General features: G+C 67.1%; 16 protein-coding genes. 1 reads left to right on the plus strand and 15 read right to left on the minus strand.

Features of this window, described 5'->3' with window-relative positions:
* Nucleotides 1-8: 8 nt before the first annotated feature.
* The 15 genes from DNJ95_RS10605 to DNJ95_RS10675 all read right to left on the minus strand — a co-directional run bounded on the left by DNJ95_RS10605 (nucleotide 9) and on the right by DNJ95_RS10675 (nucleotide 14,174).
* Nucleotides 9-281 carry a VirB3 family type IV secretion system protein gene (locus DNJ95_RS10605; protein WP_031692077.1) on the minus strand — a complete coding sequence of 91 codons (273 nt, stop codon included), beginning with the start codon at nucleotides 279-281 and terminating at the stop codon, nucleotides 9-11.
* Complete coding sequence (locus DNJ95_RS10610; protein WP_131184696.1) at nucleotides 278-661, minus strand: TrbC/VirB2 family type IV secretion system protein; 384 nt, start codon at nucleotides 659-661, stop codon at nucleotides 278-280. The genes DNJ95_RS10605 and DNJ95_RS10610 overlap by 4 nt, the downstream gene beginning before the upstream one ends.
* Nucleotides 658-1,704 (minus strand): P-type conjugative transfer ATPase TrbB, encoded by a 1,047-nt coding sequence (trbB, locus tag DNJ95_RS10615; RefSeq protein WP_131184697.1) that lies wholly within the window; start codon nucleotides 1,702-1,704, stop codon nucleotides 658-660. Before trbB ends, DNJ95_RS10610 begins: the two co-directional genes overlap by 4 nt.
* Nucleotides 1,701-2,165, minus strand: a complete 465-nt coding sequence (locus tag DNJ95_RS10620; RefSeq protein ID WP_131184698.1) for a ribbon-helix-helix protein, CopG family — start codon at nucleotides 2,163-2,165, stop codon at nucleotides 1,701-1,703. Before DNJ95_RS10620 ends, trbB begins: the two co-directional genes overlap by 4 nt.
* Nucleotides 2,162-4,159: a conjugal transfer protein TraG gene (locus DNJ95_RS10625; protein ID WP_131184699.1), complete on the minus strand. Its 1,998-nt coding sequence runs from the start codon at nucleotides 4,157-4,159 to the stop codon at nucleotides 2,162-2,164. The genes DNJ95_RS10620 and DNJ95_RS10625 overlap by 4 nt, the downstream gene beginning before the upstream one ends.
* Before the next feature lie 235 nt (nucleotides 4,160-4,394).
* Nucleotides 4,395-4,658 (minus strand): EexN family lipoprotein, encoded by a 264-nt coding sequence (locus DNJ95_RS10630; protein WP_131184700.1) that lies wholly within the window; start codon nucleotides 4,656-4,658, stop codon nucleotides 4,395-4,397.
* On the minus strand, nucleotides 4,655-5,599 hold the full coding sequence (locus DNJ95_RS10635) for a LysR family transcriptional regulator (protein WP_131184701.1): 945 nt from the start codon (nucleotides 5,597-5,599) through the stop codon (nucleotides 4,655-4,657). Before DNJ95_RS10635 ends, DNJ95_RS10630 begins: the two co-directional genes overlap by 4 nt.
* Nucleotides 5,600-5,689: 90 nt before the next feature.
* The gene (locus tag DNJ95_RS10640) at nucleotides 5,690-6,577 is read right to left on the minus strand and encodes an NmrA/HSCARG family protein (protein WP_131184702.1); all 888 of its coding nucleotides are present in this window, start codon (nucleotides 6,575-6,577) and stop codon (nucleotides 5,690-5,692) included.
* A gap of 31 nt (nucleotides 6,578-6,608) precedes the next feature.
* Nucleotides 6,609-7,901 carry an MBL fold metallo-hydrolase gene (locus DNJ95_RS10645; protein WP_131184703.1) on the minus strand — a complete coding sequence of 431 codons (1,293 nt, stop codon included), beginning with the start codon at nucleotides 7,899-7,901 and terminating at the stop codon, nucleotides 6,609-6,611.
* On the minus strand, nucleotides 7,898-9,322 hold the full coding sequence (locus tag DNJ95_RS10650; protein WP_131184704.1) for an aldehyde dehydrogenase family protein: 1,425 nt from the start codon (nucleotides 9,320-9,322) through the stop codon (nucleotides 7,898-7,900). The genes DNJ95_RS10645 and DNJ95_RS10650 overlap by 4 nt, the downstream gene beginning before the upstream one ends.
* The gene (locus tag DNJ95_RS10655) at nucleotides 9,319-10,668 is read right to left on the minus strand and encodes an MFS transporter (protein ID WP_131184705.1); all 1,350 of its coding nucleotides are present in this window, start codon (nucleotides 10,666-10,668) and stop codon (nucleotides 9,319-9,321) included. The genes DNJ95_RS10650 and DNJ95_RS10655 overlap by 4 nt, the downstream gene beginning before the upstream one ends.
* Nucleotides 10,665-11,372: a DUF998 domain-containing protein gene (locus tag DNJ95_RS10660; protein WP_131184706.1), complete on the minus strand. Its 708-nt coding sequence runs from the start codon at nucleotides 11,370-11,372 to the stop codon at nucleotides 10,665-10,667. The genes DNJ95_RS10655 and DNJ95_RS10660 overlap by 4 nt, the downstream gene beginning before the upstream one ends.
* Nucleotides 11,369-12,460, minus strand: a complete 1,092-nt coding sequence (locus DNJ95_RS10665) for an aldo/keto reductase (RefSeq protein ID WP_131184707.1) — start codon at nucleotides 12,458-12,460, stop codon at nucleotides 11,369-11,371. The genes DNJ95_RS10660 and DNJ95_RS10665 overlap by 4 nt, the downstream gene beginning before the upstream one ends.
* A 12-nt stretch (nucleotides 12,461-12,472) precedes the next feature.
* Complete coding sequence (locus DNJ95_RS10670; protein WP_131184708.1) at nucleotides 12,473-13,141, minus strand: NAD-dependent epimerase/dehydratase family protein; 669 nt, start codon at nucleotides 13,139-13,141, stop codon at nucleotides 12,473-12,475.
* A 31-nt stretch (nucleotides 13,142-13,172) separates the two neighbouring features.
* On the minus strand, nucleotides 13,173-14,174 hold the full coding sequence (locus DNJ95_RS10675) for an SDR family NAD(P)-dependent oxidoreductase (protein ID WP_131184709.1): 1,002 nt from the start codon (nucleotides 14,172-14,174) through the stop codon (nucleotides 13,173-13,175).
* A gap of 97 nt (nucleotides 14,175-14,271) precedes the next feature.
* Between DNJ95_RS10675 and DNJ95_RS10680 the strand changes: the two genes are divergently transcribed.
* Entirely contained in the window at nucleotides 14,272-15,240 is a 969-nt protein-coding gene (locus DNJ95_RS10680; RefSeq protein WP_131184710.1) for an AraC family transcriptional regulator, read from the plus strand.
* The last annotated feature ends 13 nt before the right edge of the window (nucleotides 15,241-15,253 follow it).

A 15,253-nucleotide genomic window follows, 5' to 3' on the forward strand; every position in this document is an offset into this window, starting at 1 on the left:
GCGTCCCCCTACACGTCCAGCAGCGGTTTGTGCTTGATGTGCCGGGCGAAGACCTGCATGAACTGCGGATCGACGCGCGCGCCCCAGACCGCCAGCGAATGGCCGACGATCCAGAGCACCGCACCGGGAATCCACAGTTGCAGGCCCAGCCCGACGGCGGCGGCCAGCGTGCCGTTGGCGATCGCCACGGTGCGCGGCGCACCGCCCATCAGGATCGGCTCGGTCAGCGAGCGATGCAGCGGCACCTCGAAGCCCGCCGTGAAGGCATCCGGGGCACTCATACGACCGCCCCGCCGGAGAACGAGAAGAACGACAGGAAGAACGAGGACGCGGCGAACGCGATGGACAGGCCGAACACGATCTGGATCAGCTTGCGGAAGCCGCCGCTGGTATCGCCGAAGGCCAGGGCCAGGCCGGTGGAAATGATGATGATGACCGCGACGATGCGCGCCACCGGCCCCTGGATGGATTCGAGGATCGAGGTCAGCGGGCCTTCCCAGGGCATCGAGGAACCGGAGGCCTGCGCGGTGCCGGCCATCATCAGCATGATGGCGGCCAGCAGCAGGCCGTGCTGCGCCGGCGCGGCCAGGCGCCGCAGGCGCGCGAAGGCCGAAGCCGGATTTACGGAAATGCGGAAAGCATGAATGTGCATCTGCGTCATGGCAGTTCTCCAGAGGGTTCAGGGGACGGGGAAGGAACTGGCGGCAGCTCGGGAAACGGCGTTTCCAGCGCATCCGCCATGCGATAGCCCACGCCGTCGAAGCCGACGACGCGGGCGATGCTTTCGACGTGGCGCTTGCGGCCACGCCCGGCGATGTGGATGACGACGTTGATGGCCTCGGCGATCAACGCGCGCGGCGGATTCACCGCCACTTCAAGAATCAGTTGTTCCAGGCGCAGCAGCGCGCCCAAGGCGGAACCGGCGTGAATCGTGGCGATGCCACCGGGGTGGCCGGTGCCCCACACCTTGATGAGATCCAGCGCCTCGCCGCCGCGCACCTCGCCGACGATCACGCGGTCGGGGCGCAGGCGTATCGTGGCGCGCACCAGTTCCTGCATCGACACCACGCCCGCGCGTGTGCGCAGCGGCACATGGTCGCGGGCCGCGCATTGCAGCTCGATGGTGTCTTCGAGCACCAGCACGCGATCGCCGGTGGCTGCGATCTCGGCCAGCAGTGCATTGGCGAGCGTGGTCTTGCCGGTACTGGTGCCGCCGGCGATCAGGATGTTCTGCCGCTCGCGCACGGCGCGGCGCAGGAAGTCCGCCTGGCCGGCAGTCAGGATGCCGTCGGCCACATAGCGATCCAGGCCGATGATGCTCACGGCCCGCTTGCGCAGCGCGAACGCCGGCCCCGGTGCAGCCGGCGGCAAGATGCCCTCGAAGCGTTCGCCCGTTTCGGGCAGCTCGGCGGTCAGCAGCGGCTGGCCGCGATGCACTTCCGCGCCGACGTGGGCCGCGACCAGGCGGATGATGCGTTCGCCATCGGCTTCGGGCAGTTCGACGCCCAGCGGTGCGCGGCCCGACGACAGCCGATCGACCCATAGGGTGCGGTCGGGGTTGAGCATGATTTCCACCACGTCCGGGTCTTCCAGCGCGGCGGCGATCAACGGCCCCATTGCTGTTCGCAGCATCTGGATGCGGCGATCCAGCGAAGTCGCGGCCGACGAACGCGGCTCGGGCGGGATCTGCGGAACGGCGCTCATGAGGCACGCTCCTGCGCTTCGACCTGGGCCGCCGCGTCATCCATTCGCATCGGATCGGGATGCAGTTCTTCCACCACGTCGCGCACAAGGCTGCGGCCGCGCAGCAGGTGGCGGCCGAGTTGTTCGACGAACTGCTCGAAGCGTGCCTTGCCCTGGGCACGGGCGGCTTCCTGATGTGCCTCGGGCACGGGTGTACTGACGGTCAGGAAGTAGCGGACGAACAGCGCCAGCGTTTCGATCTGGATGTTCTGGTCGCGCTCCAGGCGCTCGGTCTGGCGCGACAGCCGATCCAGCCGCTTGGCGATGGCCGCCTCGCGCTGGTCGCCCGCGTCCGGCGACAACCATGACGCCAGCGCCGCCGCGACGATGCTGGATTTCGACACGCCTTTCTTGGCGGCCAATTCGTCCAGGCGTTTGGCGTGCTCGGGCTGGATGAACAGATTGAGGCGGTATTGGCTCATAGGTCGATTCCGTCGTTGGGGTTCAGCGATGCCAGCCGGGCCGTGCGCTGCATCGCGGGGTCGAGCTGGCCGGGAAGCGGCAGCGGCAGGTCGTCGTCATCGAGCAGCGCAAGGTCGGTCGCGTGCGCGTCCGGTTCGGGGTCGTAGGCGACGGTTTCGGAGAGTTCGGGCTGACGGCGCGGGCCGCCGTCGTCGGCGCCGCCAAGGTCATCGACGAATGCCGTGGCTGGCGCGGCGGGTACGGCGGGAATCGCCAGGCCGCTCCAGTCGTCGGGTCGGGTCGGCGGCGCATCGGCATAGCGCCCGGCTGCGAGGTTGGGCGGCGACAACACGCGCTGCTTGAAGTTGGCGTCGGCGTAGTAGCGCAGCTTCTTCGCCTTGATCGGCGGCAGGCTGGACACCATCACCACCGATTCGTCGGGCGGAAGCTGCATCACCTCGCCGGGGGTCAACAGCGGTCGGGCCGTCTCCTGCCGCGACACCATGAGATGCCCGAGCCACGGCGCAAGCCGATGACCGGCGTAGTTGCGTTGTGCGCGCAGTTCGGTGGCGGTGCCGAGCGTTTCGGAAATGCGTTTCGCGGTACGTTCGTCGTTGGTGGCGAACGTCACCCGGACGTGGCAGTTGTCGAGGATGGAATGGTTCTGCCCATACGCCTTGTCGATCTGATTGAGCGACTGCGCGATGAGGAAGCTGCGGATGCCGTAGCCGGCCATGAACGCCAGCGCCGTCTCGAAAAAGTCGAGGCGGCCGAGCGCGGGGAACTCGTCGAGCATCAGCAGCAGCTTGTGGCGGCGCTGGATGCCGTCGCTGCCGTCGAGTGATTCCGTGAGTCGCCGCCCGAGCTGGTTGAGGATCAGCCGGATCAGCGGCTTGGTACGGCTGATGTCCGAGGGCGGCACCACGAGATACAGCGACACCGGATGCTCGGCGGAAATCAGGTCGGCGATGCGCCAGTCGCAGCGCGAGGTCACTTCGGCCACCGTGGGATCGCGGTACAGGCCGAGGAACGACATGGCGGTGCTCAACACGCCGGAGCGTTCGTTGTCCGACTTGTTGAGCACTTCACGCGCAGCGGATGCGACGACGGGATGCGGCGCATCGCCCAGGTGCTTCGTCGTCATCATCCGGTGCAGCGTCAGCTCGAACGGGCACGCCGGATCGGACAGGAAATTCGCCACCCCGCGCAGGGTTTTGTCGGTGCCGGCATAGAGCACATGCAGGATGGCGCCGACCAGCATCGCGTGACTGGTCTTTTCCCAATGGTTCCTGCGTTCGAGCGCACCATCGGGATCGACCAGAATGTCCGCCACGTTCTGCACGTCGCGCACTTCATGCGCGCCGCGCCGAACTTCCAGCAGCGGGTTGTAGGCTGCCGACTTCGCATCGGTGGGGTTGAACAGCAGGCAATGGCTGAACCGCGAGCGCCAGCCTGCGGTGAGTGTCCAGTTTTCTCCTTTGATGTCGTGGACGACGACGGATGCAGGCCAGCTCAATAAGGTCGGCACGACCAGGCCGACGCCTTTGCCGCTGCGGGTCGGCGCAAAGGTCAAGACGTGTTCCGGGCCTTCGTGGCGCAGGTACTGGTCGCGATGCAGGCCGAGGAAGACTCCGGCCGGCTGGGTCAGCCCAGCCTTGCGGATGTCGGCGGTATCAGCCCAGCGCGCCGAACCGTAGGTTGTGACGAGGCGCGACTGTCGCGAGCGCCATACCGACATGGCGATGGCGACCACTACGGCCAGAAGGCCGCTGCCGCCCGCAATCGCGCCGCCTATGTCGAAGACGTGCGGCGCGTAGGCATCGAAGAAGAACCACCATTCAAACAGCCGCCAGGGGTGATAGACCGGCGTGCCATGGAAGTCGAACCAGGGCGAGCCAAGGCGTACTTGATGTCCGAGGGCGGCCGCTGTCCATTGCGTTGCACTCCATACGCCGGCGATCACGATGCTGAAAACAGCGACGATCTGCCCGAACAGCACGCCCTGACCTTGCATGACTGGCCTCCGATTTTCCCTGCGCTGATTCCTCGCTCACACGCGGCACAAGGACGTGCCGCATAGCGCGAGGATCAGTGCCGGGTCGGTGCCGGTCAAAGACCGTTATCGGAAGAAAGGTCGAGTAAAAAGCAAGATTTCGCGCGGGAGCGCAGGCAGAGAAAACGCCGCAAGCGATGGCGCGTTGCGGCGTGTCGAGCAAGAAATCGGAAGTTTCGTGGCGAAGCGCCTACGATCAGAACTTGGGCGGATTCTCCGGCGGCGTATAGGGCACCGTGCCGTCGCCATAGAACCGCTTGCGTGTGGCCTCGGCGACTCGGTTGCATAGCTCGTCGCCCAGCTTCGCGCGTTCGACTCTACATTGTTGGCGCAGCTCTTTAAGCCGCTCGGGGTTGGATGCCAGTTCTTCGACGGTCGGCAGGTTTGCCTGTCGAGGTGTTTCGGACTGGCCGCAGGCCGTCAGCGCTACCGCCAGCAGAAACGGGATGGTCTTCTTCATGGCTTGGGTTCCTCTGCACTATCGGGATGACCGCCCGATGCCGGCCTGTTGGCTTCGGGAGATTCGATGGCCTGCACCCGTTCGATGAAGTGCGCCAGCGTCTCCGACGGCTCGCCTATCGGACGCAGCAAATAGGTGGTGAGCAACGGCGAACGTCCCGCCAGAGGCCGGGCCACCACGCCTGACTCCCGGCTGGCGGCGATGTGGGGCGCGCCAGTGAAACCGAGAGCGAAACCTGCTGATACCAGCGCCATCATCAGGTCGCATGAGGCCACCCGCTCGGCCACCAGTGGCTCCATGTCCACTTGGCGCAACACGCGCTCGATTTGCCGTGCATGGCCCTCGCACACCTGCGGGTCGCACAGTACCAGCGGAAAGCGCAGCACTTCCTCCAGAGGAATCCGCTTGTACTTGAGCAAGTCATGCCGTGCTGGCACCGCCACCATCAATGGATCGCTCCAAACCGCTTCTGCCACGATGCCATCGCCGACCTCATCAGACTGGGCGAAGCCCACGTCGTAAAGGTCGTCGTGCAGCCCCTTGATCTGCTGCGACAGCGGCACCTCGAATAACCGGATCTCGACTTCCGGCTCCTCCTGCCGACACAGCGCCAGCAAGGCCGGCAGGCGCGATGGCGTGATTCCGTCAGACAATGCAACGCGCAACTGGCGGTGAAAGCCGTTGGCGGCTGCTTTCACGCTGTCGCGAGCCTGCTGCAAGGCGGCGAATACGCGCGGAACGTGCTCCAGGAAAAGCGCGCCCGCGCGAGTCAGCCGTGTGCTGCGCGTGGTGCGGGCGAACAGCACTACGCCCAGTTCTTCTTCGAGTTCCTTGATGGCGCGCGACAGCGGCGACTGCTCGATGTGCAGCCGCTCGGCCGCGCGGGCGAAGTGCAGTTCTTCTGCGACGGCAAGGAAGCAACGAAGATGGCGTATATCCATAGCTATCCTTTTCGCCTGCCTCCATTTTCGGAATACAGAAAGGCGCTTGCTGCATGCGTCCGTTGGACAGGCACATCCGGCTGAATCTGGTTATTGGTCGTCATGGTTTCGTTCGCTCTGTTGACGGCGCAGCCACTGCTCAAGCGTCAGAAGGCCGGGTTGATCCGCCCTGAGCCTGGGGATGTCCGCGCGGTAGCCATCGGTTGCGAACCACTCGATCATCTTCAGGACGTCGCCGGGCACGCGCCGAAGCAACACGTGCGGCAGCGCAAAAGGAAGGCCGGGGAACCATCCGCAGGCTTTGAAGGCCGCGACGACCTGCCCATGGGTGAGTTCGTCGCCGGCGATCTCTTGCGCCCTGCCGATGAACGCCGCGGGCTCGGCGAATGCACGCACGACCCAGGCGCCGATGTCCTCGGTGGCGATCATCTGCAATGGCTTGTCCCGTGGTACGTAGCGCCGTAGCAATGCCATCAGCACGATGCGCATGGGCAGCCTGGCGAAGTTGTCCATGAAGAACGAGGGGCGGACCACGGTGGCCGGCAATCCACTGCGTGCCAGGTACTGCTCGACCGCCCATTTGCTTTCGAAATGGGGCACACCCGATTGCCGCTCCGCACCGCCAACCGAGGCGTAGATGAAATGCCCGACGCCAGCGGCGCTTGCCGCATCGACGACGGCGGCGCCCTGCCTCAATTCCGTTTCCGGACCGCCGTTGGCCGGTTGCATGGCGTAGACGCCGTTGGCCCCCGCGAAGGCGGCGGACAGGGATTCGGGTCGATCCAGATCGCCGGGGACCACTTCGATGCCGTGGCCGCTCAGGCGTGTGGCGGCCGGCGAAGCCGGGTTGCGGACCACCGCGCGTACCTGCCAGCGTCCGTCCGCCGCGAGCGCGCGGGCAACCGCGCCTCCCTGCTGGCCGGTCGCGCCGATGACCACGATGATGCCGGCGTCGCGCTCCGGATTGGGTACCGTCATGTCGCCGCTCCTCGATGGGAATCGTGTTCGTTCATGGCCGGTCCCCGGCATGTGGCGCTATCGTCTGCGCAGCGGGTGGACCGCTGCACGTGTCGCCATGGACGCGATGCGACGGCGAACCGGCCTCGGTCGCGCGTATCGGCGCTTCGTCCGCGTTGTTCCAGGGAAGTGCGGGCCACCAGGGCCGGCCCGGCGTGGCCCGCGTCGGTTCGATGCCTTCCCCGGGCCGTGGCGTCAGCACTGTGACCGCGTGGCACCGGGCCGCGGCGAGCACACGTTCGCCGGGCTCGGTCCAGGCATGATTCGCCTGTTTGATCAGTGCCCAATGGACCGGAAGCATGGCCTCGCCGCGTACACGCCGATGCGCTTGCACGGCCAGTTCCGGTCCCAGGTGCGCGTCCGGCCAGTCCGCGTCGTACTGTCCAACATCGATGAGGGTCAGGTCGAACGGTCCCAGCCGCTCGCCGATGTCAGTGAGGGTGGCATGGAATCCGCTGTCGCCCGAGTACCAGACACGATGCCGCGCGCCGATCACGGCGAAGCCCGCCCACAAGGGCCGAGGCCCGAACGAGAAACGCCCCGACGAATGCCGGGCCGGTGTGGCGACCAGTTCCAGCCCGCCGACCCGGGCGGATTCCCACCAGTCCAGTTCGCGGATGCGGGCTTCCGGGATGCCCCAGCGCAGCAGGTGCGCCCCCACGCCGAGCGGAACGACGAACAGCGTGCGCCATGTCGCCATGGTGCGGATGGTGGCGTAGTCCAGGTGGTCGTAGTGGTCATGGGAAATCACCACCGCATCGACCTTGTCGCGCAAGGCGTCCAGCCCCACCGGCGGCGCATACCAGCGCTTCGGGCCGGCCCAGGAGAGCGGCGACGGCCGTTCGCTCCAGACCGGATCGATCAGCACCGTGCCGCCGTCGATCTCGATCAGGGCCGACGAATGGCCGAGCCAGGTGGCGCGCAGGCCGGATGCCGGTGGGATCTCCAGGCTGCGGGCATCGGTGCGGACCACCGGGATCGGGACATCCGGCTCGGCATGGGGACTCGCCCTGCCGAACAGGAAACGCATCCAGGCGCTGCGCAGGTCCGCCCACTGCGGCTGGGGGTTCTCGAAACGGCCATCGCGCCACTGCGGCGACTGCTGCATGCGTGCCAGGCGTTCTCCCGAGGGAGCACCGCCGAACGCCGGATTCATCTTCAACTGATACGCACCAAAGGCGACCAGCGCCAGCAGCACGGCCACCCCGATCAGCAACAGCACCTTCCAGCGTGCTATTCGCCGCCGAACCGGGCGCAAGTCGTCCTTCGGTCCGGCTCCTTTCATGCGAACACCGCCCGGGTGCCCAGATACTCGCTCAGGCCATAGACGCCGAATTCGCGGCCGATGCCCGACTGCTTGAAACCGCCGGCCGGCACCCCGGCTTCGTCGAACAGATCGAAGATCCGGTTGACCATCACCGCGCCGGCCTCGATTCGTTCGGCGATGGCCTTGCCTCGCATCGGATCGCCGGTGCTGATCCATCCCTGCAATCCGTAGATCGAATCGTTGGCGATCTCGACCGCCTCGTCCTCGGTCCGGTAGGCGATGACGGAAAGCACCGGACCGAAGATTTCCTCGCGGGCGATCGTCATGTCGTTGCGGACATCGACGAAGATCGTCGGCCTGGCGAAATAGCCGGCCTCCAGCCCTGGCGGATGGCCTTCCCCACCGAGCAGCAGCGTGGCGCCTTCCTCGATGCCTCGGCGGATATAGCCTTGCACGCGATCGAACTGCCGCGCGTTGGCCAGCGGCCCCAGGGCCGAGCCGTCATCCGCGGGATCGCCCACCTTCCATTGCGAGCTGGCTTTCAGCAGCGCCGCCTTCATTTCCGCCAAGCGATGCTCGGGGACCAGCAGGCGCGTGCCGGCGATGCATGCCTGTCCGTTGTTCATGAACGCGGCCGAGAGCGCGAAGGCGGCGGCCGCATCGGCATCCGCGTCGTCGAGCACGATATGGGCGGACTTGCCGCCTAGCTCCAGGGTCACGCGCTTGACCGTCTCGGCGGCGTTGCGCATGACCGCCTTGCCCACGGTGGTCGATCCCGTGAAGGAAACCTTGGCGACCTCCGGGTGGCGCGTCAGTTCGTCGCCGACGACATCGCCGCGACCGTTGACCACGTTGACCACACCCGGTGGCAGTCCAGCCGCGTCGATGCACTCGACCAGCAGCCGGATCTGCAGCGCGCTCGACTCGCTCGGCTTGACGACCACGGTGCAGCCGGCCGCCAGCGCCGGCGCGAGCTTGTTGCAGACCATGAAGATGGCGGAGTTCCAGGGCGTGATCAGTGCGGCGACACCGACCGGCCTGAGCAATACCTCGGCGGCGCCGACCCGTTTCCTGAAAGGCATTTCCTCCAGCGTCTTTCTCATGTTGAGAAAGACCTTGGCCGAGCCCTGGATGGAGAAGGCGTTGTGCCGCGCCACGCCGCCGTACTCCAGTGTCCTGATCGCGATGTGCTCAGGCGCGCGCGCCATGATCGCGTCGTGCAGCCGCTGCAGGTAATCGGCGCGCTCTTCCAGCGAGGAGATCGAATAGGTCTTGAAGGCCCGCCTGGCGGCGCGGACGGCCGCGCGGGCGTCCTCCTCGTCGCCCAGCGTGACGCTGCCGATCACCGAGCGGTCGGTGGGGCTGACGAGGTCGATGACCTCGCTGCCATGGGAGGCGACGAAGCGCCCGTCGATGTAGTGCTGATCGATGGATTTCATGGGGAGTCCTGGTGGGTGGCGGGGTCCGTTCCGCGCTGCGCGGCTGCGGCGGCATGCCGGCGGCCCGCCCAGAGCAGCGCGGCGGCGGTGCTTCCGAGCAAGGCGTAGCTGGCGGCGATGGCAGGGCCGAGATCGCTCGACGCGAACACGCGGTCGCTGAGGAAGACCACGAGGCTCGGCCCCAGCGCGATGCCCGCGCTGTTGTAGAGCAGGATGAAGGCGGCGGAGATGCGTCCCCGGTATTCGGGCGGCGTGGCGATCTGCAGGACGGCGCCGGCCACCCCCGAGAACGGCTGGAGGAACTGGATGACGGCGAAGCAGAGAACCAGCGCGACCGCGGTCGCGCCCAGGCTGAAGCCGAACCCACCGATGATGGCGACGGCGGCGCCGACCAGGGCGAAATGGCGCAGATGCGCATCCTTGCGTCCGCGTGCGAACGCGCGATCGACCCACCAGCCGTTGAAGACGAAACCGCCGATACCCGCCGTGACGGCAACGGCGGCCAGGAGCGTACCGACCGTCCTCACGTCCAGCCCGTGCGAGCGCATCAGCAGCGTCGGCAGCCAGGCGGCCGCGCCATAGGTCATGGCGCACAACAGGGAGAATCCCAGGAAGTGGCAGACGAGAAACACCCGGTTATCGCGGATGAACCGGCCCAGCCCGGCATTCCCCGTGCCGTCGGAAGACGCGCCCGCCTTGCGCTCGCGCGGCGCGGTGAAGATCAGGAAGGCCATCGCCACGCCCAGCACGCCGCAGGCAAGGAACACCACCTGCCAGGATTCGACCTGGCCAAAGACTGGCAGCGGATCGGCGGCGATGGCCGTGGCCTGGGCGATCAGCACGCCGCCCATGACATAGGATGCCGCCGCACCGACCTGCGCACCCGAGGACAGCACACTGATCGCCAGCGCCAGCCGCTGTGGTGGAAACAGCCGGGCGACCAGGCTCCAGCTCGCCGGCTGCAAGACGGCTTCGCCCAGCCCGACCAGGCAACGCGCGATCAGCAACTCGGTGAAGGAGCCGGCTAGGCCGCAGGCGATGGTGGCCAGCGACCATGCCGTCACCCCAAAATAGATCGTCCAGCGCGCCGGGTAGCGGTCGACGATCCAGCCCATCGGCAGGCTGCCGATCAGGAAGAACACCGCGAAGGCCGGCCCTTGCAGGATGCCCATCCTGAAGTCGTCGATGCCGAAGCTCGCCTTGATCGGATCGACCATCAGCGAGATCGACATCCGGTCGATGAACGCCAGGGTGACGAGCAGCAGCAGGATGAAGACGACCATCCACGCCCGCCAGGTGACCCGCGTCGCGCCGATCCCGCCGGCAGCGCTTGCGAGGCGGCTCATGCGGCCGCCTCGCGGCTTGGTCCGGGTGCCGGCGCGCGTGCAGGCGCCCAACCCCGCAGCAAGCAGATGGCGAACACCACGTGCGCGACCGCGATCGGGTACTGCGCCAGGCGTTCGAGCAGCCCGAATTGGGCGTCGGCGCCGGTGCGGAACAGGACCATGAACGCGACGAAGCTGGCCAGTCCGATGGCGCCGGCGACGACGTTGAGAACGGCCGCGCCGCGCGGCATGCCGAGCTGCCGCCGGAACAGCCCGGTGCAGATCGCGAACAGGTTGCCGCCCACCATCGCGGCCTGGGCGCCGATCAAGTGGTAGACGATGGTACGGTCTTCGATGGCCTGCAGCGATCCGGGAAACGAACCGACCAGAATGACGCCCACGCCGAAGGCGAGCGACAACAGGCCCAGCACGATGGGACGTGCGCCGGCCGAGAAGCGGAAGATCAGCGCGCTGGCCGCGATCACGACGACGCCATAGAGCACGAAGCCGGTGTTCATCACCCAGGCCAGCGGCGAGTTCAGGTCCTGGCCGAACGCATGCTGCGGCCCGCCGGGCACGCCGAGATGGCTGACCCAGTTGTAGAGGTAGTCGTAACGCGGCTCGATCCACGCGGACGCGGCGACCGCTTCCAGGAGCAGGTAGACGAAGGGGACGAGCAGGAGCGCGACGGCGCCGATGCGGGCAGCGGGATGGTTGCGGATCATGCTGCCGGCGCTCGCGCGACTGACTGTGGCGCGGCTTCCGCGGCCGCGGGCTGGAAGCCAGGCAGCCGGGCCATGATGCGGTTCAGTTCCTTATCGTCGGAAATGCCCTGGAAGTCGTGGCGCGGCGTGTACGGCGCTTCCAGCGCGTGGACTTCCTCATCGGTCAGCGCAATCTCCAGCGACGCCACGGCGTCGTCGATCTGCGAGGCCGTGCTGGCCCCGACCAGCGGCGCGGCCACCACCGGATTGCGGCGCAGCCAGGCCAGCGCGATCTGCGCACGCGAAACGCCACGGGCTTGCGCGATCGTTCCCACGGCATCGACGATCGCGCGGTCGCTTCCGGCCGTCAGCCCGGTGTAGAGCATGTCGGCGAAGCCATCGTTGCCCGAGCGCGCGGTGGCCTTGGCGTCCTGCCACGGACGCGCGAGGCGGCCGCGGGCCAGCGGACTCCAGACGACCGTGCCGACGCCTTCGTCAGCGCACAGCGGCAGCATCTCGCGCTCCTCCTCGCGCGCCAGCAGGTTGTAGTGGTCCTGCATGGAGACGAAGCGTGTCCAGCCATTGGCTTTTTGCAGGTGCAGCGCCTTGCTGAACTCCCAGGCGTGCATCGACGAGGCGCCGATGTAGCGCGCCTTGCCGGCCTTGACCACGTCGTGCAGCGCTTCGAGCGTTTCTTCCAGCGGCGTGCTGTTGTCCAGGCGGTGGATCTGGTACAGATCGACATAGTCGGTGCCCAGGCGCCGCAGGCTGTGGTCGATCTCGGTCAGGATCGCCTTGCGCGACAAGCCCTTGCCGTTTGGCCCCGGACGCATCGGGTGGCGCACCTTGGTGGCGATCACGATGTCGTCGCGGTTGGCGAAGTCCTTCAGCGCGCGGCCCAGGATTTCCTCGCTCGATCCCTGCGAGTACATGTTCGCGGTATCGAAGAAGTTGATGCCGGCCTCCAGCGCGTGCTTGATGAGCGGGCGGCTCTCCGCCTCGCCGAGCGACCAGACGGGATGCCCCCGTTCCGGCTCGCCATAGGTCATTGCGCCGATGGCGATGGGAGACACGTCGAGACCGGTCTTGCCGAGTTTGATGTAGCGCATGCGGCGCTCCTTCTAGAAATGGGGTGATCGAAAGGCCGGGGTGGCCCAGTTCTTGATCGTCCGGTTGTCCAGCATCGGCTGGTCGGTGCCGTGGCCCGCGACATCCAGCAGGCAGCGGGCGAGCTGCGCGCACTCGACGCTGAAGCCGTCGGTGAACCGATCCATCACGTCGGCCAGCGGCGTGTACAGCTTCACCACCAGGGGCCGCCTGCGGCCGGCGGGTGGGCGGATGAAGGCGGGCCGGAAGCTGAAGGCGTTCGGGCTGATCGCGCGCAAGCGATTTTCGGCGCGGCCCTTGATCCGCCGATACAGCACTGCGGTTCGCTCCTGCGGATCGGCACCGGCGCCGCTGACGAAGCAGAAGCGCATGCCGGGGTTGCGCGCGAACAGGGCCTGTGCCGCGGCCACGGGGTAGTCGAGCGTGATACGCAGGTAGTCCTGCGGACCGACCGCGGTCTGCGAAACTCCTAGGCACCAGATGCAGGCATCGGCGTCCAGCGCATCCCCGACCGGCGCGTAATCGAGGAAGTCCGCGAGGATCAGCTCGCGCAGCCTGGGGTCGCGGATGCCCAGCGTCCGCCGGGTCAATACGGTGACTTGCCCGACCCGTGGATCTGCCAGCGCCTGGCGCAACACCTCGCCGCCGACGAGTCCGGTCGCGCCGGTCAGGATGATCCGCATGCCGCGCCCGTGCCGTTGCCCGGCATTGCGTTCATCGGCCGTCACCCAGCAGATTTTCGCTCAACGCCCACAGGCGGTCGGCCGCTGCTGGATCGACGGCATAGGGCATCACACCAAGCTTCCGGGTCGAATCGTCGCTGCCCCATTCGCGACTGTCTTCGGGCGGCACCAAGCGGGCCACCTCGACGTTCTCGCAATACACGCCGCCGATACCGGCGAGCCTGGGATGCGTCGCGCACCAGACCTGGGTGGCCGCGCCCTGCTCGACGGTCTTGAGCTGGCGCTGGGGATCGAGGATGGGGTTGCCTGCCGCGTCGATGACGCCGAAGGCGAGCAACTGCTCCCTGGAAAAGTTGCGACCGAGATCGGTGCTGACGATGCTGCCCGGATGCAGCGAGAAGGCGCGCACCCCATGGCCGGCCTCGCGTGCGTCCAGCCCGACCGCGAACAGGATGTTGGCCGTCTTCGACTGCCCGTAGCCCAGCATGGGCTGGTACTCGCGGTGCTGGAAGAAGGGATCGTCGAACACCACGTCCGACTGCCGATGCGCCCAGGCCGATACCGAAACGACCCGCGCGCCCTCCGCCTGGCGCAGCGCCGGCAGCAGGCGTGTCGTCAATTGGAAGTGCCCAAGGTGATTGGTCGCGAAGTGGTATTCGAAACCCCGCACGTCGAGCGTCAGCGTGGGCAGCGCCATGATCCCGGCACTGTTGACCAGGATGTGCAACGGGCGGCCAGCGGCCAGGAAGCGATCGGCGAAGGCATCGATGGATACCGGGTCGATCAGGTCCATCGCCTCGATCCCGACGCCATCGATGCCTCTCAAGGCCTGCTCGGCCTTTAGCCGGTCGCGCGCCGGCACGACGACCGCGGCGCCGGCGGCCGCGAGCGTTCGCGTGGTCTCCAGCCCCAGGCCGGCGTAGCCCCCGGTGACGATGGCGGTCTTGCCGCGCAGGTCGATGCCGGCAATGACGTCCTGGGTCGTGGAGGCGGCATTGAAGCCGGAGTCGATGGGGTGTTGCGGGCTGGGCATGACGGCTACCAAGAGTTGGGGGGCGTACCCAGTCTAGGCGTGCATCATCGAACTTCTAATGCGCTATGATTCGAAAAACATGCGCAGGAATTCAAATATGGAAGGCGACCCGTTCTCCGACTTCCTCCGGCTGGCCGATGCACAACCCACCATCTCCGGCGGCTTCACCGCTGGCGGTTCCTGGGCCATCCGCTTTCCCCGGCCCGAGTACCTCAAGTTCTTCGCACTGGTAAAGGGCCAATGCTGGCTGTGCATCGAGGACGAGGAAACACCTGTTCGGGTGGAAGAAGGCGACGTCTTCCTGCTCTCGATACAACGGCCGTTCGTGCTGGCGGGAGACCTGGAGGCCGTTCCGCTGGACGCCACGCGCCTGTTCGCCGGCAAGCTCAACAAGACCGCCACCCTGGGCGAAGGAGAGGACTGCATCCAGATCGGCGGCCATGTCCGCCTGGACCCGGCCAACGGCGAACTCCTGGCCGGCATGCTGCCGCCCTTGATCCATGTCCAGGCGGCTTCGAAACAGGCAACGGTGATGAAGTGGCTGCTCGACCAACTGGTCCGCGAACGCGTGGACGGCCAGCCCGGGGCGACGCTGGTGTCGGGCCAGCTCGCGCAGCTGCTCTTCGTCCAGATCCTGCGGGTCTATCTTGAGACCTGCGAGACCCAGCCCTGCGGCTGGCTGCGAGCCGCCAGCGACAAGCGGCTGGGCCCGGCGATGGCCCTGATGCATGACGATCCCGGACGCTCCTGGCAACTTGGTGAACTGGCCAAGGCCGCGGCGATGTCGCGCACGAGTTTCGCAGTGCATTTCAAGTCGGTCGCTGGCGTCGCGCCGCTGGCGTACCTGACGCAGTGGCGCATGCTGCTGGCGCAGCGTGCGCTGCGCACCGAGGGCACGACACTGTCGCAGTTGGCCGACCACCTGGGCTACGGCTCCGAGAGCGCCTTCAGCAATGCCTTCAAGCGCGTGACCGGGGTTTCGCCGGCCCGCTACCGGGGGCAATCGAGAACCTCACTTGGTGAGACGCCGAAACCGACGGCGCCCGAAGCGGCGCTTGCGCATTGAGCCTGCCGGGCGG

Source organism: Stutzerimonas kirkiae, assembly GCF_004327335.1.
GTDB classification, from domain to species: Bacteria; Pseudomonadota; Gammaproteobacteria; order Pseudomonadales; family Pseudomonadaceae; genus Stutzerimonas; species Stutzerimonas kirkiae.